Source organism: Shewanella sp., assembly GCF_047975355.1.
Lineage (GTDB): Bacteria > Pseudomonadota > Gammaproteobacteria > Enterobacterales > Shewanellaceae > Shewanella.
Genome location: NZ_JBKEDJ010000032.1, coordinates 85598 through 105779 on the forward strand (window position 1 = coordinate 85598; position 20182 = coordinate 105779).

20 protein-coding genes are annotated in these 20182 nt (G+C 48.3%); 10 read left to right on the forward strand and 10 right to left on the reverse strand.

Annotated elements, in window-relative coordinates; all coding sequences use genetic code 11:
- Positions 1-407 precede the first annotated feature (407 nt).
- Both ACK5NH_RS10720 and ACK5NH_RS10725 read left to right on the forward strand, forming a co-directional pair.
- Positions 408-1448, forward strand: a complete 1041-nt coding sequence (locus ACK5NH_RS10720) for an NADP(H)-dependent aldo-keto reductase (protein WP_416919971.1) — start codon at positions 408-410, stop codon at positions 1446-1448.
- Between the two features lie 124 nt (positions 1449-1572).
- Complete coding sequence (locus tag ACK5NH_RS10725) at positions 1573-1995, forward strand: VOC family protein (protein ID WP_416919973.1); 423 nt, start codon at positions 1573-1575, stop codon at positions 1993-1995.
- A gap of 169 nt (positions 1996-2164) precedes the next feature.
- Here ACK5NH_RS10725 and dbpA read toward each other — a convergent pair whose 3' ends face one another.
- The 5 genes from dbpA to ACK5NH_RS10750 form a co-directional block, all read right to left on the reverse strand.
- On the reverse strand, positions 2165-3541 hold the full coding sequence (dbpA, locus tag ACK5NH_RS10730; protein ID WP_023266948.1) for an ATP-dependent RNA helicase DbpA: 1377 nt from the start codon (positions 3539-3541) through the stop codon (positions 2165-2167).
- 490 nt (positions 3542-4031) lie between these two features.
- Entirely contained in the window at positions 4032-4889 is an 858-nt protein-coding gene (locus ACK5NH_RS10735) for a pirin family protein (RefSeq protein WP_416919975.1), read from the reverse strand.
- A 528-nt stretch (positions 4890-5417) separates the two neighbouring features.
- Positions 5418-5726, reverse strand: a complete 309-nt coding sequence (locus ACK5NH_RS10740; protein WP_416919977.1) for a hypothetical protein — start codon at positions 5724-5726, stop codon at positions 5418-5420.
- Positions 5727-6023: 297 nt separating this feature from the next.
- On the reverse strand, positions 6024-6737 hold the full coding sequence (locus ACK5NH_RS10745) for a hypothetical protein (protein WP_416919979.1): 714 nt from the start codon (positions 6735-6737) through the stop codon (positions 6024-6026).
- A gap of 628 nt (positions 6738-7365) precedes the next feature.
- Positions 7366-7566 carry a YheV family putative zinc ribbon protein gene (locus ACK5NH_RS10750; protein WP_011621538.1) on the reverse strand — a complete coding sequence of 67 codons (201 nt, stop codon included), beginning with the start codon at positions 7564-7566 and terminating at the stop codon, positions 7366-7368.
- A gap of 390 nt (positions 7567-7956) precedes the next feature.
- Here ACK5NH_RS10750 and ACK5NH_RS10755 point away from each other — a divergent pair, with 390 nt between their 5' ends.
- A complete protein-coding gene (locus tag ACK5NH_RS10755; protein WP_416919981.1) occupies positions 7957-9870 on the forward strand; it encodes an ABC transporter ATP-binding protein in 1914 nt (637 codons plus the stop codon).
- Positions 9871-9903: 33 nt separating this feature from the next.
- On the forward strand, positions 9904-10365 hold the full coding sequence (locus ACK5NH_RS10760) for a TIGR02444 family protein (protein ID WP_416919983.1): 462 nt from the start codon (positions 9904-9906) through the stop codon (positions 10363-10365).
- A 16-nt stretch (positions 10366-10381) separates the two neighbouring features.
- Here the strand turns inward: ACK5NH_RS10760 and ACK5NH_RS10765 are convergent, their stop codons facing one another.
- From ACK5NH_RS10765 to ACK5NH_RS10775, 3 genes are read right to left on the reverse strand one after another with little or no spacing between them, the layout of a single operon-like run.
- On the reverse strand, positions 10382-10792 hold the full coding sequence (locus ACK5NH_RS10765; RefSeq protein ID WP_416919985.1) for a GFA family protein: 411 nt from the start codon (positions 10790-10792) through the stop codon (positions 10382-10384).
- Between the two features lie 12 nt (positions 10793-10804).
- Positions 10805-12406 (reverse strand): GMC family oxidoreductase N-terminal domain-containing protein, encoded by a 1602-nt coding sequence (locus ACK5NH_RS10770; RefSeq protein ID WP_416919987.1) that lies wholly within the window; start codon positions 12404-12406, stop codon positions 10805-10807.
- A gap of 46 nt (positions 12407-12452) precedes the next feature.
- The gene (locus tag ACK5NH_RS10775; RefSeq protein WP_416919989.1) at positions 12453-12959 is read right to left on the reverse strand and encodes a TAT leader-containing periplasmic protein; all 507 of its coding nucleotides are present in this window, start codon (positions 12957-12959) and stop codon (positions 12453-12455) included.
- Between the two features lie 111 nt (positions 12960-13070).
- On the opposite strand from ACK5NH_RS10775, the gene ACK5NH_RS10780 reads away from it, so the two are divergent.
- The 3 genes from ACK5NH_RS10780 (at position 13071) to ACK5NH_RS10790 (ending at position 15285) form a co-directional block, all read left to right on the forward strand.
- Complete coding sequence (locus ACK5NH_RS10780) at positions 13071-14054, forward strand: hydrolase (RefSeq protein WP_416919991.1); 984 nt, start codon at positions 13071-13073, stop codon at positions 14052-14054.
- A gap of 9 nt (positions 14055-14063) precedes the next feature.
- Positions 14064-14309 (forward strand): YheU family protein, encoded by a 246-nt coding sequence (locus ACK5NH_RS10785; protein WP_011621531.1) that lies wholly within the window; start codon positions 14064-14066, stop codon positions 14307-14309.
- 88 nt (positions 14310-14397) lie between these two features.
- Positions 14398-15285 (forward strand): phosphoribulokinase, encoded by an 888-nt coding sequence (locus ACK5NH_RS10790; protein WP_011071167.1) that lies wholly within the window; start codon positions 14398-14400, stop codon positions 15283-15285.
- Between the two features lie 317 nt (positions 15286-15602).
- Here ACK5NH_RS10790 and ACK5NH_RS10795 read toward each other — a convergent pair whose 3' ends face one another.
- Together ACK5NH_RS10795 and pepB are read right to left on the reverse strand one after the other, a co-directional pair.
- Positions 15603-16115 (reverse strand): GNAT family N-acetyltransferase, encoded by a 513-nt coding sequence (locus ACK5NH_RS10795; RefSeq protein ID WP_416919994.1) that lies wholly within the window; start codon positions 16113-16115, stop codon positions 15603-15605.
- A 174-nt stretch (positions 16116-16289) separates the two neighbouring features.
- The gene (gene pepB, locus ACK5NH_RS10800) at positions 16290-17582 is read right to left on the reverse strand and encodes an aminopeptidase PepB (RefSeq protein WP_416919996.1); all 1293 of its coding nucleotides are present in this window, start codon (positions 17580-17582) and stop codon (positions 16290-16292) included.
- A gap of 231 nt (positions 17583-17813) precedes the next feature.
- Between pepB and sfsA the strand changes: the two genes are divergently transcribed.
- The 3 genes from sfsA (at position 17814) to gluQRS (ending at position 20160) form a co-directional block, all read left to right on the forward strand.
- Positions 17814-18518 carry a DNA/RNA nuclease SfsA gene (gene sfsA / locus ACK5NH_RS10805; protein ID WP_416919998.1) on the forward strand — a complete coding sequence of 235 codons (705 nt, stop codon included), beginning with the start codon at positions 17814-17816 and terminating at the stop codon, positions 18516-18518.
- Between the two features lie 163 nt (positions 18519-18681).
- Positions 18682-19125: an RNA polymerase-binding protein DksA gene (gene dksA / locus ACK5NH_RS10810; RefSeq protein WP_007644947.1), complete on the forward strand. Its 444-nt coding sequence runs from the start codon at positions 18682-18684 to the stop codon at positions 19123-19125.
- 138 nt (positions 19126-19263) lie between these two features.
- On the forward strand, positions 19264-20160 hold the full coding sequence (gene gluQRS, locus ACK5NH_RS10815) for a tRNA glutamyl-Q(34) synthetase GluQRS (RefSeq protein WP_416920022.1): 897 nt from the start codon (positions 19264-19266) through the stop codon (positions 20158-20160).
- Positions 20161-20182: the final 22 nt, after the last annotated feature.

Below are 20182 nucleotides of genomic sequence, written 5' to 3' on the forward strand. Positions count from 1 at the left end.
AATCCGATATTGGCGTCACATTACGCCGCAATTTCGTAAGTAATATACGTAAATTCGCGCCATTTTGTGACACAGATTCACATCGATTGCAGTCTAAAGTTGCAAATGTAGTTTTATAACAAATAATTCATAATTCCTGTGTTTCTGATTTAGTTTCGACTTAACTAGATAAAAACTGACAAAAATTCCCCTTTCCAATCCAGAATCTAAGCAAAGGTGCAAAAGTGTATGTCGGTGGCGAGTTAGCGTGCAATCCGATGTGCCAGCCCCCGCAATCCTGTTGCAACTCTGGGCTTTAAGACATTGGTCATTTTTACTGCAGTAAAATGTTTGATGCCCTATTAACCTTTGCTTTACAGCAAAAGCTTGATAGCCTCGGACTAAGATAGTTTCCGTAGGAGAAATAGATGGAATACAGACGCATACCGCATTCTAATCTCGAGGTGAGCAAAATCTGTTTAGGCACTATGACTTGGGGCGAACAAAATACCCAAGCCGAAGCCTTCGCACAGCTAGACTACGCCATCGGCAGTGGCATCAACTTTATTGACACTGCGGAAATGTACCCTGTGCCGCCCAAGCCGGAAACCCAAGGGGAAACCGAGCGCATTTTAGGCCAATATATCAAGGCCCGTGGTAACCGTGATGACCTAGTCATCGCCACTAAGATTGCCGCACCGGGTGGTAAGAGTGACTATATTCGCAAGAATATGGCGCTGGACTGGAACAATATCCACCAAGCGGTCGATGCCTCACTCGAGCGCCTGCAAATCGATACTATCGATCTCTACCAAGTGCATTGGCCAGATCGCAATACCAATTTCTTCGGGGAATTATTTTACAACGAACAAGAGATTGAGCAGCAAACGCCGATTCTCGAAACCCTCGAAGCCCTCGCAGAAGTCATTCGCCAAGGGAAAGTGCGTTACATAGGCGTGTCGAACGAAACCCCTTGGGGACTGATGAAGTATCTGCAACTAGCGGAGAAACACGGCTTGCCCCGCATAGTCACAGTGCAAAACCCCTACAATCTGCTTAACCGCAGTTTTGAAGTCGGCATGAGTGAAATCAGCCACCGCGAAGAATTGCCACTGCTGGCCTACTCGCCTTTAGCCTTTGGCGCCTTGAGCGGTAAATATTGCAATAATCAATGGCCTGAAGGCGCGCGCCTGACGCTGTTTAAACGCTTCGCCCGTTACACGGGGTCGCAAATGGCACTCGATGCCACGGCGGCCTACGTAGACTTAGCCCGTGAATTTAAACTTTCACCGGCGCAAATGGCATTAGCCTTTGTTAACTCTCGTAAATTTGTTGGTTCTAACATCATTGGTGCCACGGATTTATATCAGTTGAAGGAGAATATCGATAGCCTAAAGGTCAGCCTCTCCCCCGAATTGCTCAGCCGTCTAAATACACTCTCTGATAAATTTAGATTACCTTGTCCTTAGTCTCTTGGGTCAGTGGCGACCTAAGCTACTTATTAATGTTTTATGCTATCGCCGCGGTATCCCAACCGTTGCGATAGCCATTACAATAGCGGTTTATTAGACAGGCAAAAGTCGAGAAACCTAGATGAAACAGGCGATTGTCCATATCGCACTCGTCGTAAGAGATTACGATGAGGCGATCGATTTTTATGTCAATAAACTCAAATTCGAGTTGATTGAAGACAGCTATCAACCCGAGCAAGATAAACGTTGGGTCGTGGTAGCGCCGCCCAATTCCCATGGCACCGCCTTACTGTTAGCCAAGGCCTCTAAATCTGAGCAAACACCATTTATCGGTAATCAGGCCGGTGGTCGTGTGTTTCTGTTCTTAAATACCGATGATTTTTGGCGTGATTATCACTATATGCAGTCCATTGGGATCCGCTTTATTCGCGAGCCACAGGAGCAGGATTACGGCACAGTCGCCGTGTTTGAAGACCTCTATGGCAACCGCTGGGATCTATTGCAGTTAAGCCCTAATCATCCCATGACCCAAAGATGCCAGTGACTATGTGATTGATAAATAGGAAAATCACCTTGATACAAACGCAGTAGTACCAAGCGTTGCTAGTTACGGCCAAGCACTCGGATTAAGACAAGGCACTATCAGCCTAAATGCTGTAAAAACAAAAAAGCGAAGCCATTTGGCTTCGCTTTTTTGTTTACGCGATAACGGTTTATTTCATTAACCACGCGCGGTAGGACTTACCCTTAATGCGGCCGCTGGTGATTTTGCTCAGCGCCTTTTTAGCGACTTTGCGATTCACCGCCACATAGGCGCGATAATCGGTCACAAGGATTTTGCCGACCTGCGAGCCTTCGATACCATTCTCCCCAGTGAGGGCACCGAGGATATCGCCTGGGCGAAGCTTCTCTTTTTTACCGCCATCGATTTGCAGGGTGATCATGGTTGGTGCATTGGGCGCAGTGCCCAGCAAGCTTAATGATGGTAAGGCTTCGCTCTGAATATCGCGCTCTAAGTACTCTTCTAATAACGCAATTTTGTAGCCATCTTGATCGTCAAAGAAGGTAAAAGCCGCGCCCTTACTGCCCGCACGGCCGGTACGGCCAATACGGTGAATATGCACTTCGGTATCGTAAGCAACGTGATAGTTAAATACCGCGTCCAGCGCGTCGATATCGAGGCCACGGGCGGCCACGTCGGTTGCCACCAACACACAGGCACTCTTGTTAGCAAATTGCAGCAGGGTTTCATCCCGGTCACGCTGTTCTAAATCGCCGTGTAGGGCGATAACGCTAAAGCCAGCATCGCTGAGTTCATCGGCCACTTTTTGGGTTTCGCGCTTGGTATTACAAAACACCACAGCGCTCTCAGGCTTACGATCCAGCAGCAATAATTGCAGCGCCTGCATGCGCGCCTTGTCGTCATCCAAGTGGTAGAAATGCTGCTCGATGGTGCTCTTTTCATGGGTCACAGCCACTTTCACCATCACAGGGTCATACATAATTTGCTTAGCAATCGACTGAATCTGCTCGGGGAAGGTCGCACTAAACAGCAACGTTTGGCGCTCACGTGGCGACTGCTCGATAATCGCATCGAGCTGGGGTTGGAAGCCCATTTCTAGCATACGGTCGGCTTCGTCCAGCACGAGCATATTCAGGTTGCTTAGGTCTAAACGGTTACGCTCTAAGTGATCGACAATCCGTCCCGGCGTACCGACGATAATGTGGGCGCCATGCTCGAGCGAACCGATTTGCGGCCCCATGGGCACGCCGCCGCAAAGGGTGAGCACTTTTACGTTGTGGATACCACGTGCCAATGTGCGGATCTCCTGCGCCACTTGGTCAGCCAGTTCGCGGGTTGGACACAGCACTAAGGTTTGAATGCGAAAACGCTTCACGTCTAACTTGTTCAGCAGACCTAAACCGAAGGCCGCCGTTTTACCCGAACCAGTCTTGCCCTGACCAATCACATCCTCGCCCGCTAAAATGGCTGGCAGACTCTGCGCCTGAATCGGCGTCATTTCGTGATAGCCCATAGTGGTAAGGTTCTCAAGCAGTTCGGGTTTTAGCTTAAGAGTCGAGAAAGCCATTGAAGGCTGAGTGTCTGAATTGCTCAAGGCGAATATCCTGTGGTGGGTAACCCGCGCTGGCATAAACTCAGGCAAGTCACTGAAATTGCATAGTGTTACTGATTAAATACGCTTATCGCTTCGGGGCGTTTAGCCATTTGTTTAGGCCTTTATGTCTGGCGGTTAAGTTAACTAAGCCTTTAAATTAGCCCTTTAAATAGCCATGCCATTCGCGCAATAAAGGCTAAGTAGGCAACTTGCCGTGCTCAGTCTTATCCGCACCATCCCAAAGCTCGGCTATTGTAGCAATAAAGCGCGCCCTTTTCCTGAAGTCTTTCGCTTAACCACCAAAGCAGGCTTTATTGCCTGCTTTGAAGTATCTGATAGATACGAAGTGCACTAACAAAAAGCCCTGCGTTTGCAGGGCTTAGTGGGTGTGACTTACGGAAAAACAAGCTTTGTACCAGCGGTGTTTTTCAAGCGAGGATTCAAGATTTAAAGCAAGGAAGCCTTAGGCTATGCTGCCAAAGCGGCCCTCTTGATAATCGCGAATCGCCTGCTGAATTTCCGCTTGGGTGTTCATCACAAACGGCCCCATTTGAACGATTTTTTCGCGAATCGGTTTACCCACAAACAGTAACATGCCCGCACCGCGTTCATCGGCCTTAAGCTGCAATGGTGTTTGGCTATCGAGCACTAAAAACTGGCCTTCATTGAATGACCACTGTGAGCCTTCGCCTTTACTCAAGCCACCTTGGTAAAGATAGAGGGCGGCAAACTCATGCTTGGATAAATCGAGCTGCGCCTCACCATTGGCGTTAATCATCAAGTCGGCAATCGCCGCTTCGCCCGCTAATCCTTGAATGGTGGCACTGAGCACGCTCTTACCCGCAAATGCCCAATCCCCCGCTAAGGCTTTAAGGGTTGCGCCTGTGTCGTTCGAGGTTTCAACACTTGGGGTTGAAGCCGTATCTTGATAAGTCGCGGGGCGCAGTTTGTCCTTGGCAGGCATATTGACCCAAATTTGGAAGCCATGCAGACCATTAAGCGCATCGGCCAGAGGCATTTCGGAATGCACCACGCCGTAACCCGTGCTCATCCACTGCACATCGCCAGCACGAATCGCTTTGACATTGCCCATCTGATCGCGATGCTCAAACCCACCCTTACGGATGTAGGTAAAGGTCTCCATTCCACGGTGCGGATGCGGCGGAAAACCACCAATAAAATCCTGTTTATCATCGGATTTAATCTCATCCATCATCAAAAACGGATCAAAATGGGTAGTGATAAAGTCCGCCACACGGCGAATATTCACCCCGTCGCCATCCATCGCAGGCTTAGCAGAAAACTGACTTAAGACTTTCATTTTATGCTCCTAACTCGTAAGGCATTAACCTGTGTACTCACGATCACTTGGGTTAAAAGTGACAGAGTGAAACAGTGGCAATGCTGATGGAGGCAGAATAACAAGGAAATTTGCAAAAGAATAACGCGAAATCACGCTTAGATTTTTCGATAAAATAGAATGGTTTGGAATTGAGTAAAGGGCGTTATGACTTGCTTACACGATACTTCTCGAAATAAGGCGTTTGTGAAAAAGCGTGTGAAGTGTTTATCACTAGGGCAAAAGAAATTGCCATTGTCTCTCCAGTGACACGCCATAAACTCTTCCATGAGGGCTCGACGGCGACATCCATGTCGCCAACGGTCACTGGCGCTTCAATGGCAATTCACATCCATACAACCGTTTTGTCATCTAAAGATGGGACAAAAGAGAGTTAGATTCCTGACTATTATTTCCTAATTTCGGGTTAAAACTTCTATTGAGATAACGCACGCCTAAACGGCGAGCAACTTGTTGCGAGTCCAGCGGCCGCAATGTTTAAGGCGCTTGTTAGGGCCGCTTTGGCGCATAAATAAAAACGTAACTATGAATACCATTGCGTACAGTTTTGTTTCTTGGCGCTGGATAGATTTTAAAATCTTGGACCTTTAGCTCTGGCGTACCGGTGCTATTAACAGCACGTTGAGCTAACGGAATTGTTGTGGCCAATCCCTTTAAATTTATAGTGTCCAGAGCTTCGATAAGCTTTTCATTCTGCGCGACTTCAATAACAAAATCTCGCCCGTTGTCCGAAATATAATATTTCGCTGTACTATCACTTAACCCAGCATCAAGCAGAATTTGACATTCTAGACTCATGTTTAACTCCTTAACCTTTACGCGAGCAAAGGGCGCGTTTTTGATGGCGCTTGTTAGCCACCATTAAAAGTTAATTTATAGCGAGGTAAGCTAAACGATATACCAAGCAACCGCCATTATGGCCACACCAAACGCAAATCCATAAATAAAAGGCTTAAAACGAAAATCTGGTGAAGATTGCTTGTTTTCCATTGTAATGCTCCTTGAAAACAGTTCTTAATTCAAAACTAGGGCTAACGCCGCGCTCTGCGGCAAATTTGGAGCGCAGCGAAAAATTTGTCCGACAGCAGCGCTTTGTTATGCATTGCTACCATCCGGTAGTTTCAGCTCTAATTGCTCATTGAACTCTTTTGGTGTGGTAATTACAGCAATATCGCTTAAATCACCTACGTCTAAGATGTACGGGCCTGATTCAGGGCGATTCAAATCAATTTTTACTCTATATTCGCGCTGATGAGAGAACATGCTTCGCTTTTGATATCCGAGCTTGTCACTTGGCATGTTTCCGTGGAATTCATGCTCATTGAAATAATCGACCAAGCCAAGATTGCCATTGACGTTTAGCTTTTCTATTGCAGACTGACAGCGCTCAATAAATTGCGAAGCATTCAGAATAGCCACACAGTAATTTCCTAGCCCAAAGCATGAATCATGAAGCTCAAGCGTGCGCTTGAAATCAGATAAGGTTTCAGCTGATACAGTGTCGTGACCTCTGCTATTAAGTGAGTATATGCAGAAAACATTGTGATCTAGCAAATGATTGCCATGCATGACTATTGGTGCAGCTAAATCGGATGCTGGAATAGTATGCTCACCAAAATTTATTTCACCTAACTTCTCTGGTTGGTAAAGTGCAACAATTCCTTCGTATTCATCGCCACGCAACTCACCAGCCTCGTCCTCATACTCTTTGAAGGATCGAATGGTATTCATGAACAGTTTTCCGCTCACAAAAGCTTGTGCATAATCTTTGTTTTCAAACAATTTTACGAAAGCAAATATTGTAGACACTCGTATTCCTCAAGATGCATAACGTCTTAGTTCAACATTTTATTCGTGCGCATGCGCGTTTACCTCATTGGACTAGTGAAAACGCGCACGGTTAACTATCTGTTTATGCAGAAGTTATCAGCTTTTTATAAAATACACCATCTGGAAAAACGCGCATGCGCGTTTTCCAAACCTATTAACTAAAATTCAGCTACTATATTCACCTGATTTTAAAGAGTTTTATTTATTTCGGGTGGAATTAGTGCGCACTGATTTTGTCTGAAAATCATACCAAAAAACCTAAATTTAAATACGGCTGTATACCCATACATTGTTAGTCGATTTCTGGTAAGGCCAAACATAGTAAATAGATAAGAATTTGTATGGCAACAGGAGTAGGAATGGTCGATTGAGCTAACGAGCCGAAACACGGAATGGGCAAATAGCTTTTAGTAGAACGAGCTGCGAGAAGGCTAGTTAGCATTGGCAATTTTTACGGAAGTGACCGTTGGTGGCATGGATGCCACCGTCGAGCCCTCAGGGATGAGTTTATGGCGTGTCACTGGAGTAATATTGCCAATCGACACGGCACAGATTTAAATCTTTTAGTGACTAAATTTAACGAATAAAACAGCCATGCTAAGCACTATTAGTCAGGCTTAAACACCCCAATCACGGCACCTGTAGCTTTTTCGGTGACTTTGACATCGGTTTGTTGTTCGCGGTAATCACAGTCGGTGCATTCTACGGTTTCGATACCGTTTTCTTTAAACAGCAGAATGCTGTCCTTGGCGCCACATTTAGGGCATTTTGCGCCAGCTACGAAGCGCTTTTTGATTTTGGTTGTCATGCTAATACCTTTATGCACAGACCAGCTCAGTTGGATCAGAAGATGACCACGCTTCGCTTGAGAAACCGAAAGCGTGAGCCTGAAATTGGCCGCTATTTTGCCACAGTGCCCAGCTATTGCCAGCCTTTAAACCAAGTTGTGATGCCATAAGATATGAGCAAGCGTTGGCGCCTTGCGAGATTCACTCAAGAAGGATTTGCCAAATCGGCCGCACACTCGCATTGGCACTCATCCAAAGAGCCCCACAAAAGCCGCCACAACATTCACCAAAAAGATGCAGTAAAAAGTGTAAGAAATCCTCAGCAACTCGGCCTAAGTTGTGGTTTGCCATCGGCTTGTACGCTATCATCACAGCCCTTACTCATTCATGATATGACCAAGTTGTAGTTAATGATCAGCATCAACCAAGCGCAATTAATCCGTGGCAGCAAAACCCTGCTCGACGAAGCCTCTTTGACCATCTATCCCGGCCATAAGGTCGGCCTAGTCGGCGCCAATGGCACGGGTAAGTCCTCACTGCTGGCATTAATTATGGGTCACCTGAGCTTAGACAAAGGCGAGTTTAGTATGCCTTCGGGTTGGCAAATCGCCACCGTAGCTCAAGAAACGCCCGCGCTGGAAGTCTCTGCACTTGAGTATGTACTTGATGGTGATAAAGAATATCGCCAGCTTGAGGCCGATTTACATATCGCGCAGGAACACAATGATGGCCATGCCATTGCCACCCTGCACGGAAAAATCGATGCCATTGGCGGCTACGCCATTCGCGCCCGCGCAGGTGCCTTGCTGGCAGGTTTAGGCTTTAGTGAAGCCGAGCAAAACAACCCAGTGAAAAGCTTTTCGGGTGGTTGGCGGATGCGCCTCAACCTTGCCCAAGCGCTGCTGTGCCGCTCCGACTTACTGCTGCTCGATGAACCGACCAACCACTTAGACTTAGATACCATGTACTGGCTCGAAGGGTGGATTAAGTCCTATCAAGGCACGCTGATTCTAATCAGCCACGATAGGGATTTTATCGACGAGATTGTCGATGAAATCGTCCATGTCGAGAATCAAAAACTCAATTATTACAAAGGCAACTACAGTGCCTTTGAGCGCATCCGTGCCGAACGTATGGCGCAGCAACAGGTCGCCTATGAGCGCCAGCAAAAAGAACGGGCGCATATGCAGTCCTTCGTTGACCGCTTCCGCTACAAGGCCAGTAAAGCTAAGCAAGCGCAGAGCCGCTTAAAGGCGCTGGAGCGGATGACTGAGCTGTTGCCATCCCAAGCCGATAGCCCGTTTTATATGGAGTTTCGCCCTCCAGAAGCCCTGCCCAATCCATTGATTAAAATGGAGCAAGTGGCGGTGGGTTATGGCGACAAGCAAATCTTAAGCCGTGTGCATTTGAACTTAGTCCCCGGCGCCCGTATTGGCCTATTAGGGCGCAACGGCGCGGGTAAATCGACACTGATCAAACTGTTATCGGGACAACTGTCACCGATGACCGGATTGTATGAGCCGAATCCCGGCCTCAATATCGGTTACTTTGCCCAGCACCAAATCGAATTTTTACGCTTAGACGATACGCCGCTGCAACATCTAGTGCGCCTCGCGCCAAATGCCCGTGAACAGGAATTACGTAACTTCCTTGGTGGTTTTGGCTTCCATGGCGATATGGCGCTCTCGCCGGTTCGTCCCTTCTCGGGGGGCGAGAAAGCGCGTTTAGTGTTGGCCTTATTAGTGTGGCAGCGCCCTAACCTGTTACTACTCGACGAACCGACCAACCACTTAGATTTAGAGATGCGCCATGCGCTTACTATGGCATTGCAAACCTTTGAAGGCGCCATGGTTATCGTATCGCACGACCGTCACTTACTGCGGTTAACCTGTAGCGATTACTATCTGGTTGACCAAGGCCAAGTGCAGGCATTCGATGGCGATTTAGAGGATTACCATCAATGGTTGCTCGATGCAGCTAAGGCTGCCAGTGCTAATCCCGCAGCCAACGGCGACGATGCTAAGCCCGCAGTCGATAAGAAACAGCAAAAACGGTTAGAGGCAGAGCTGCGCCAAAAGGTGTCTCCACTTAAACGTAAGCAGGCAAAGCTTGAAACCGAACAGCAAAAGCTCAGTGAACGCCTCGCCGAGTTGGAGCATCTGCTGGCCGATAGCGAGCTCTACGATCAGGACAATAAAGCCAAACTCACTTCGGTACTTAGTGAGCGCACCAGCTTGACACAAACGCTGGAAGAAAGTGAAATGCAATGGCTTGAGCTGCAAGAAGAAATTGATGCAATGGAACTTGAGCTGACGGGTCAATAATCGCCTCGTTAGCCTAACGTACAAGGAAGCCGTATGTCGGATACAACCCCGCTAGACAGTCAAATTTGGCATTGGTGTGATATGAGCTACGGGCAAAATAAGCAACTTTGCCTTGAGCTACAGGATAACTGCCAAGTGAATGTGAATCTCTTGCTGCTGGCGCAGTATCTAGACCTCACCAACGATGTGGCGGGTCCGCGGGTGTATTCGAGCGAGCAATGGCAACAACTAATGAATGCGGTCAGCGATTGGGATGAAAAGTTTCTCACCCCCTATCGCCGTCTGCGCCGCCTCGCGAAAGCCAGCCTGAACGAAGAAGAATATCAGCAGATGCTCGATGTTGAGCTGATGATGGAACGTAAGGCGCAGCGAACGATTCTAAATGCCGTCAATGGCTTATCGCCAACTGGCACTCAAACCAATCTCGTCAATTACCTCGCCTTGTTTGGCCTATCCGCTGCGGATGTAAATTCTCTGAATTTTATCGCGCCTTAATAGACCGAATGTTAGCTTACTTAGTGCGAGCTTGAGGATAACGCTGGCAGTTATCCTCAATCTTGAGCCATCTCGGCTGCTCGGCGGTATAAATATGGTAATTGGGCAGCACGAGATTCGGATCATCTAAGCTTGCGATCGTTAAGGTGAGATAATCGGGATACTCAGTGTGCCTGTAGGTAAGCGAGCAGCCACATTGAGTGCAAAATCCACGTCTTACAAACTCTGATGAGGCAAACTCAGTCACTTGCCCCTTAAGCCAAGTCACCTGTTGCACCTTAAAATCCATCCAAGCGCCAAACACGGCCCCAATGCTTTTTTGGCACATGCGGCAATGGCAATAATCGGCGTCGAAGGGTTTACCCTCAATCCGATAACGAATCGCCCCACATAAACAGCCGCCTTCCAACGATTCTACAGATTGCATAGAGACTCCAAACTATTGTGGCTCTCGGCCATCGGTGAGCTTTTGCGCTAGCGCCGTAGCATTACGCGCTGTGATGCCATAAATCGACAGCTGCGGATTGGATCCTAAGCTTGTCGGGAAGATAGAACCATCCATTACCGACAGATTATCCAAATAATGTGACTGACCATAACTATTGACCATAGAAAGCTTTTCATCCTCACCGAAGGGACAGCCGCCCATCACATGGGCCGACGCGACCACAGTCTTTAGCGGCGCTAAGTCCATCTGCGCAATGCTCTCTTTCGCCTCCTTCCATGACGACAGATACGGCATACCATCACTGATGGGCAATACTTTTAATGCCCCCGCCGAGAATTGCAATTCGGCCATGCTGGCATACGCCCGCCGCGCCGCCCGCCAAAAGGCCTCGGTTAACGGATAATCCAAGGTAAATCCCGTCGAGGTAAGATGCACTTGCCCACCCTGGCTCTCGGGATGATAACCATCGCGGATCAAGGCGATTGTGACCTGTAGCTGATTAAACTGCGCCATCAATTCGGCATGGCTCACGCCGTAACCTAAGGTTTTAGAGGCGATCAAAATCGGATGCACCGGCGGCACTTCAAGCTTGTAGCCTAACTCGCCATCAGCACCGTTTTTCCACACAAATTCATCGGAATAGATAGATTGTGGCGCACCGCTATGTGCATTAATCGCATCGGCAAATACGCCACCCGAGAGCACTGTGGGATGTAAAAAGGTACGCTTGCCCAACAGCTGATAGGGATCGGGCACCTCGGAGCGCATCATTAAGGTCGGCGTATGGATAGCGCCAGCACTTAAAATATAGTGTTTGGCTTTGAATAACAGCTCGACCGACGTCGGCCGTAAATTAACATCGAGCGCCTGCGCCTTGAGGGCAAACACTTGGCCATTATGGTGTTCAATCTTAACGACTTTGGTACGACTAAAAAGCTGCGCGCCCTTCTCTAATGCAGTCGGGATAGTCGTGACTAACATCGACTGTTTAGCATTAACGGGGCAGCCCATGCCGCAATAGCCGGTATTCCAACAACCCGCCACATTGCGCTTAATGACGGTGTAATCCCAACCTAGGTTGATACAGCCTTGCTTGAGGGCGCCATTATTGCGGTTAGGTTCATAATTCCATTCATGAATATTAAGCCGCTGCTCCATCTGCTCGAACCAAAGGGTAAGGGCTTCGGGGTCGAGACCCGCAACGGATTTATGTTGTGCCCAAAAAGCTAAGGCTTCCTTCGGGGTACGAATCGAGGTGGTCCAATTGATGGTAGTCGAGCCTCCCACGGCGCGACCTTGAAAAATACCAATCGCCTTATCGGCGGTTTTCATCGCGGCCGCCTGTTGATACAAATTAGGGTAAGCGACCCGCTCCTCCATATTAAAGTCGCTGGAGGATTTAAGCGGCCCCGCTTCAATCATGATCACACTGAGTCCAGCTTGGCTAAGGATCTCCGCCGCCACACCGCCGCCAGCGCCCGTGCCCACAATGACGACATCGGCTTCAAATTGCTGGTTCTCTTGCAGTTGACTGGCGTCGGTATGTAACCAACCGGAATTTAAGCCTGTCACTATGGGATCTATGATTGCCACTTGGAATACTCCATTCTTACATTATTGTTATTATTATAAATTCAGCCTATTTGAACAATTCAGGCTTAGCATAGTGGAGTCGGCTCCAATGCTCTGGACAGGCGTAATAACTGGCCATCACTAATTCCCGCAGGCCTAAATAAGCCGTTTGCAATAACGCAAAATAGCTGTGGCGCCAAGTCTCTAACATTTGGGTTAATTCGGCAGGAGAGCGCATCAGCAGCGGCGTCATACTTGAGGTCAGCAGCAGTAAGCCGAGACGATTTTCCAGCATATCCAGCAGTTCGAATAGCTCTGTCTGCTGCTCGTCGGGCAAGACATCAATCGAATGTTTAATGGCATCTAAGGTACGATTTTGCGCCGCCAATTTATGGGTTGCCACATCGGGTAAGGCCCCATCTAGCATCACAGGTAACAACACGCCGAATAACAAACGGTAGTCTTTTCCTTGGCCTTCATCGGGGAGGCTGAATTCGGGAGAGTAGAGATTCACCCCCAAGGCAATCGCCGCCGTGCCAGCAAACGCGCCCAGTAAAAAGGTACGTCTATTCATCAATGTCTCCCCAAGACGCTTAGTGTTAAATTATTGTGCTACAATGACCGCGAATCTAAATTAAACACACGTTTTAATTTTCAGCAATAGTTGATATCAAGATAAGATCCCATGCCAAACGTTTTTAATCCGCCTTGGTGGGCCAAAAGTCCCCATGTACAAACTATTCTGCCCGTATTTACTAAAGTGGCCAAACCTGTGCTTGAGCGGCAGCGACTCGAGCTTCCCGACGGCGATTTTATCGATTTAGATTGGCAAGCAAGGCCAGAAATCGGCAAACCTATTGTGGTAATCATTCATGGGTTAGAGGGCAGTGCCCAATCCCATTATGCCAGACGCATTCTGCAAGCCTGTAAAGAGCAAGGGTTAGCGGCTGTGGTTCACCACCACAGAAGCTGCTCAGGGGAAACCAATCGCCTCGCCCGCAGTTACCATAGCGGTGACACCGACGATTTGCAGTTTAGCCTAAACCAACTGCAACAAACGTATCCGCAATCACCTTTATTGGCCGTGGGTTACAGCTTGGGCGGCAATGTACTGACCAAATATCAAGGCGAATATCAAGAGCACAGCCTGTTAAGTAGAGCCGTAGTGGTGTCGGCGCCGCTGCAATTATCGGCCTGCGCCAATCGCTTAGAAAATGGCTTTTCCAAGGTGTATCAAAGTCATTTAATCAAACAGTTACAACACAAGGTCAATCAAAAGCTTAATGATCCCGATCTGGCGGGCACTATGGCATTGACCCCAATGCAAGTTGCTAATCTCAATACTTTTTATGACTTTGACGATAAAGTCACCGCACCGCTCCATGGATTTTTGGGAGTTGAGGATTACTACACCCGCGCCAGCGGCTTACCCTTTGTTAATCGCATCACCAAACCCACGCTGATATTGCACGCCAAGGACGATCCCTTTATGACGGATGCCGTTATCCCGCATTCCAGCCAGCTTTCGGAGCATGTGGAATATGAATTACATGCCCATGGCGGCCATGTCGGTTTTATTGAGGGTGGTACACCTTGGAAGCCACGCTATTATCTAGAGCGGCGCATTTTAGACTTTTTACTCGCCAATGATGTTTCATCGGCACCTTAAGGAACCCGAATGCTTATCCCCTACGATGCTTTACTCCAACTCCCCAAAGAGACGTTAGCCAATTTGATCCGCGAATATCTTTTAGGCCAAGTGGAGGATGGTAGTTTTACTAGCCTAGATGAGCAAGAGCTATCAGCCGCAATAGTGCAATGCCAACAAGCACTTAAACAAGGAAAACTCGTCTTGGAATACAGCGAGGACGATGAATCCTTTGCCATTCGCCACGCCGACCAAGTGGCAAAACGGCAAGATTGACCATCAGTATCCCTGTGCCGTATAAATAGCTTATACGGTTTATCGCTCCCAATGAGCGGCTCTTTAGGTTCCTAGCTAGGTAGAAAAAATGTCAGCAAAACATCCGATTATTGCAGTTACAGGCTCATCCGGCGCAGGAACCACCACAACTACTACCGCCTTTAGTCATATCTTTCGCCAACTTGGGATCAACGCCGCCTTTGTAGAAGGCGATAGTTTTCATCACTATACCCGCGCAGAGATGGAAGTGATGATCCGTAAATCCCAAGCCGAGAATCGTAACCTGAGCTATTTTGGCCCCGAGGCCAATAATTTTGCCCGCCTAGAACAATGCTTTCGCGATTATGGCGCCACGGGCCAAGGTGAAACCCGCAGCTATTTACATACCTTCGATGAGGCCGTGCCCTTTAACCAAATGCCCGGCACCTTCACCCAATGGCGTCCACTGCCTGAAAATACCGATATGTTGTATTACGAAGGCTTACATGGCGGTGTGGTCACGGGTGATGCCAATGTAGCCCAGCATGTGGATTTGCTGATCGGCATGGTGCCTATCGTCAACTTAGAGTGGATCCAAAAGATTATTCGGGACACTTCTGAGCGGGGGCATAGCCGCGAAAAAGTCATGGGCTCGATTGTGCGCAGTATGGACGATTACATCAAGCATATGACACCGCAGTTTTCCCGTACCCATATCAACTTCCAACGGGTGCCGACGGTCGATACCTCTAACCCCTTTAGCGCCAAAGATATTCCAAGCCTAGATGAAAGCTTTGTGGTGATCCGTTTTCGCGGCATCAACAATGTCGACTTCCCCTATTATTTGAGCATGATCCAAGGCTCCTTTATGTCGCGGGTAAATACCTTAGTGGTGCCGGGCGGCAAAATGTCCCTCGCAATGGAGCTGATCCTCACCCCGTTGATTAAAGATTTAATGGAAAAACGCCAGCAGCTGAATAGCCCGCAAGCAAATTGAGATAGAGCTTAGATGTGTCTTAATCAAATAAAGCCTTTTTGAGCAATAGATTAAGCTTGATTTAAGCCATCGAAGTTAATCTTATTGGCATCGGGATTTCAGGCGAAAGAACGATAGTTGGCATACTCTTGGGAGTTAATTCCCCCATCTTGATCTGTTGATTCCCTTGGGTATGCCAGCAACCCCATCTTGCTGTTAATTCCACATCCATGCTTGCTCTATTGATTCCCTCAAGTATGTCAGCAACCCCTTCAAAAAAGTCCTAGCAGTTAATCCCACATCTAAGCTTTATCAGCCCAGATTGTATCTGTGCTCCGTTAACGGCGAACAGTTAAGCGCCCTAAATTTTTATACATCACCCGACAATCCAAGGCGATACCGCGGGGCGAGCAATAGACGGCGTCTTCCTCTAGACCTTCACCACCGAAGCCGCAGTGGCGATAAAATTTGACCGCATTTAAGGTTGACTCTAATCGCAGTTGGGCGATGCCTAAGTTAAAGGCTTTTTCTTCAATAAATTGCAGTAGCGACCTACCAACACCCAGCCCCATAGCGTCGGGGGAGACGAATAATGCCTCGACCTGGGCATAGGGTTCATCCAGCATGATGGTGCCAACCACAGTATCTTCTTGAGTTGTATCATCAAGGATTTCAGCCACATAAAAATGTGCGTCCACCATGCGACGGAAGGACTCTGTCAATTCGCCCTGTGTCCAGATTTGCAAGTCATCTTGAGAATAAAATCCAGCGCAGCCTTTATTGATGGCCGCATTACGGATATCCCAGCAGGCTTTGGCATCTAATAGAGTCGCTTTACGTATCCTTAGCATTGTCTTTCCCGAACAATCATTTGAGCCACAACAGCAACTAACTTGCTGAATCATAAAATAAACACATGAACAGTCAGTACATCCTATTCCTCAATTTTAGGCAATAAAAAACCGCCCGAAGGCGGTTTAAATCAAAAAGCGAGTTGACTCGTAAGCTTAAGTCGAAAAGTAAACTTAGTCTTTAATCAGTTCACTGATGGTCAGTACGCCATGGGTTGTCGCACCAGCGCCCCACATAGCAGAAGCCGAATCTTCGAAGGCCGCCGCTAAATCGACGTGTAACCATTTCGCTTCTGGCGAAACGAAACGCCACAGGAAGCCAGCCGCATTCGAGGCACCGCCTGCACCACCGCCTTTTACAGGGCGGCTGTTTGCCGTGTCAGCATAGGCCGATGGACACATGTCTTTGTGCCAAGGATCCAGTGGCAATGGCCATACACGCTCGGCCACAGTAGAGGCCTTTTGCTGCGCCAGTTGTAACATTTCAGTCTGTGGCGAGAAAATTGCGTTGTAGTTAGAGCCAACGGCCATGACGGCTGCGCCAGTTAAGGTTGCCGCATCGATAATAAAAGGAGCCCCCGTCGCAGAAGCCGCTTGCAGACCATCGGCCAGCACTAAGCGCCCTTCGGCATCCGTGTTAACCACTTCAACTGTCACGCCATTTTTGTAGGTGAGGATATCACCCAACTTGTAGGCGCGGCCGCTGATAAGATTTTCGGCACAGCAGAGGAATAACTTAACGCGTTTATTCAGGCCCGATTTGATCGCTAAACCTAAAGCGGCAGTCACTGTTGCGGCGCCGCCCATATCGCACTTCATGCCCAACATGCCTTCGGAGGCTTTAATGCTATAACCGCCTGAATCGAAGGTAATGCCTTTACCCACTAAGGCAACAGACACAGGGGCATCGGCAGACAGGGGATTAAAGTCCAGCTCTAACATCGCAGGTGGACGCTCGCTACCACGACCCACAGCATGAATTCCAATCCATTGCTCTTCTAATAGGGCTTCGCCTTCAATAATACGGTAGCTGACCTTAGCGCCACCGATATCGGCCAACCATTTGGCCGCTTGCTGCGCCAGTTTCACCGGGGACAGATTTTCAGGGGTATCGTTGATCAGTTGACGGGCAAATGTCGCCACTTCGAAGCGACGCTGTAACTCGGCTTTCACTGCGTCATCGCCGCACCATTGGATCTTGTAACCTGGTTTAGCGGTGGCAAAGCCTTGGGCGAAGACCCATTGGCTATTCAGATCCCAAAGAGACCCAGCCAAGGCAACACTATTAATCCCTTGATTACGTAATTTACGCGCCGCCATTTGAATTTGACGTAGCTCATCGCCACCACCTAAATGGACTAGTGCGCCTTCGGCATTGAAGGTCACATCGGCTTTGCCCCAATGGGCTGCGGGGGTATCTTTGGTTAACTCAACTCTCATCACTTCAGTCACTTTAAGTTCACTCATGAGGGGTCCTTATGTTGATTTGTTCTTGCTCTTATATCCATACAAGTTAAGGAGTCGAGTATCAGAATCCTCAAGCTTTTAGGGTATATACAGTACGACCTGGTTGGCGGCAGTTTACTGCCAGCGGCCGAGGACTGAAAGCCATAGGCCTAAGTTACCTAGGTAAAATCTGTAAACATTTGCGAAATTTGTTAGTCTTGGCCGCCAGAATCCCCAGATACAGGTTATAGCATGCACTTTAGTCCAGCACTGAAACCGGGAAAGTTACTCAAGCGCTACAAACGTTTTCTCGCCGACGTTCAACTCGAAGACGGCAGTGAAATCACCCTGCATTGTCCCAATACCGGCTCAATGCGTAACTGTTTGTTCCCCGGTGAAACCGTATGGTTTTCTTCCTCAAACAATCCTAAGCGCAAATATGCCCATACATGGGAGTTAATGACAACGCCAACGGGCGGCCTTATTGGCATTCATTCGGGCAATGCCAACGCTTTGGTCGAGGAAGCGCTTAATAAAGGTATCATCACCGAACTTACAGGCTACGACAGCTTAAGTCGCGAAGTGAAGTATGGAGATGAAAATAGCCGCATCGATATCCTGCTGGAAGCTGCTCAAAAACCAGCCTGTTATATAGAAGTCAAAAGTTGTACTTTGCTTGAAGATGGTCAAGGTTATTTCCCAGATGCAGTAAGCCTTCGCGGGCAAAAACATCTACGGGAGTTAATGCATATGGCGAGCCTAGGGCACAGGGCCGTATTGCTATTTGTTGTACAACATACCGATATCATGAGTGTCGCACCAGCGGCACATATCGACCCGGAATATGCTAACTTATTGAAAAAGGCGATTTTATCTGGTGTGGAAGTGTTAGCTTATCGCTGCGAAATCTCCCCCGATGAGATACATCTAGCCCAATCGTGTCCAGTCCGAGTATGATGTTAAGATTGAGTAAAATGCTTTTTCATTTCAATTAGCGAAGGCAGTCAAAAAATTCTGCCAAGGTGAAATGAAAAATTTGCCTCGTTGTAAAGATTCTGATATAGATAGCGGCCGTTCTTAAGGACGCCCTACAAACGCAAATGATGACAGGAGATGCGTTATGCCTGAAGGCACCAAAAAACTTGGCGTACTCGCTATCGCAGGTGTAAGTCCCTACCAGGAAAAACCCGGTGAGGAGTATATGAACGCTAAGCAACTGGGTCACTTCAAGACAATTCTTGAAGCTTGGCGCAATCAGTTGCGTGAAGAGGTCGACCGTACTCTGAGTCACATGCAGGATGAAGCCGCAAACTTTCCCGATCCTGTAGACCGTGCAGCACAGGAAGAAGAGTTCAGTCTCGAATTACGTGCGCGCGACAGAGAACGTAAACTGATCAAGAAGATCGAAAAAACCCTTCAAAAAATTGAAGAAGACGATTTTGGCTTCTGCGATTCTTGCGGTATCGAAATCGGCATTCGCCGTCTCGAAGCGCGTCCAACGGCCGATCAATGTATCGACTGTAAAACGCTTGCGGAGATCAAAGAGAAGCAAATGGCGGGTTAATCAGCCATCTTCGGGCGGGGATTTCCCCGCCTACTTGTTTGTGCGACTTGCATTACCTTCCCTGTTTCACTTCGCTTTTTTGTTAGCATCCCTTTAAAATACAGCCACTTTGACTGGTAACTCCTGCAAATTCCTATGATGGCGACTCACTCCTCCGACACTTCCGCTTTGCGTCCCTATGTTGGCCGTTTTGCCCCTTCGCCTTCAGGTGCGCTGCACTTTGGATCGCTCATCGCCGCCCTTGGCAGTTATCTGCGAGCACGCTCCTTAGGTGGGAAGTGGTTAATTCGCGTTGAAGATATTGATCCACCGAGGGAAGTCGCAGGCGCAGCCGATGATATTTTACGTACCTTAGAAGCCTACGGCTTCGAGTGGGACGATGCAGTGCTGTATCAGAGTGCTCGCACCGAGGCCTATCAGGCCAAACTCGATGAATTACTCGCAAAGGATAATGCCTATTTTTGTCAGTGCAGCCGCAAACAGATTCAAGTCATGGGCGGGATTTACGATGGTCGCTGCCATCGATTAGCCACAAAGCACCATACGGGCGCGATTCGTATTGTGAATCGTGCGCAAGTGGCCGAGTTTACCGATAATCTGATGGGAAAAGTGATTGTAGATCAAGCCTTCGCCGCTGAAGATTTTATTATCAAACGCAGCGATGGACTTTATGCCTATCAACTCGCCGTAGTGCTGGATGACGCCTATCAAGGCATTACCGAAGTGGTACGGGGCTATGATTTGATCGAAGCCAGTTGTCGCCAATTGAGCCTGTATCAAACCTTTGGCCTAAGCGCGCCGCAGTGGTTGCATTTACCCCTCGCCAGCTTAACGCCGGGATTTAAGCTATCGAAACAAAACCATGCGCAAGCCATCGATAAACAGCATCCGCAAGCGAGTCTCAATGCTGCCCTTGCCTTTTTGGGCCAAGCACCAGTGGAAATCACAACAGCGCCACAAATGCTGGCTCAGGCCGTGGCACAATTTCAATTGTCGGCAATCCCTAAACAACGGGAAATCCTGATCGCCCCTTAGGGGCCTGATGGGCGAGTGTTCG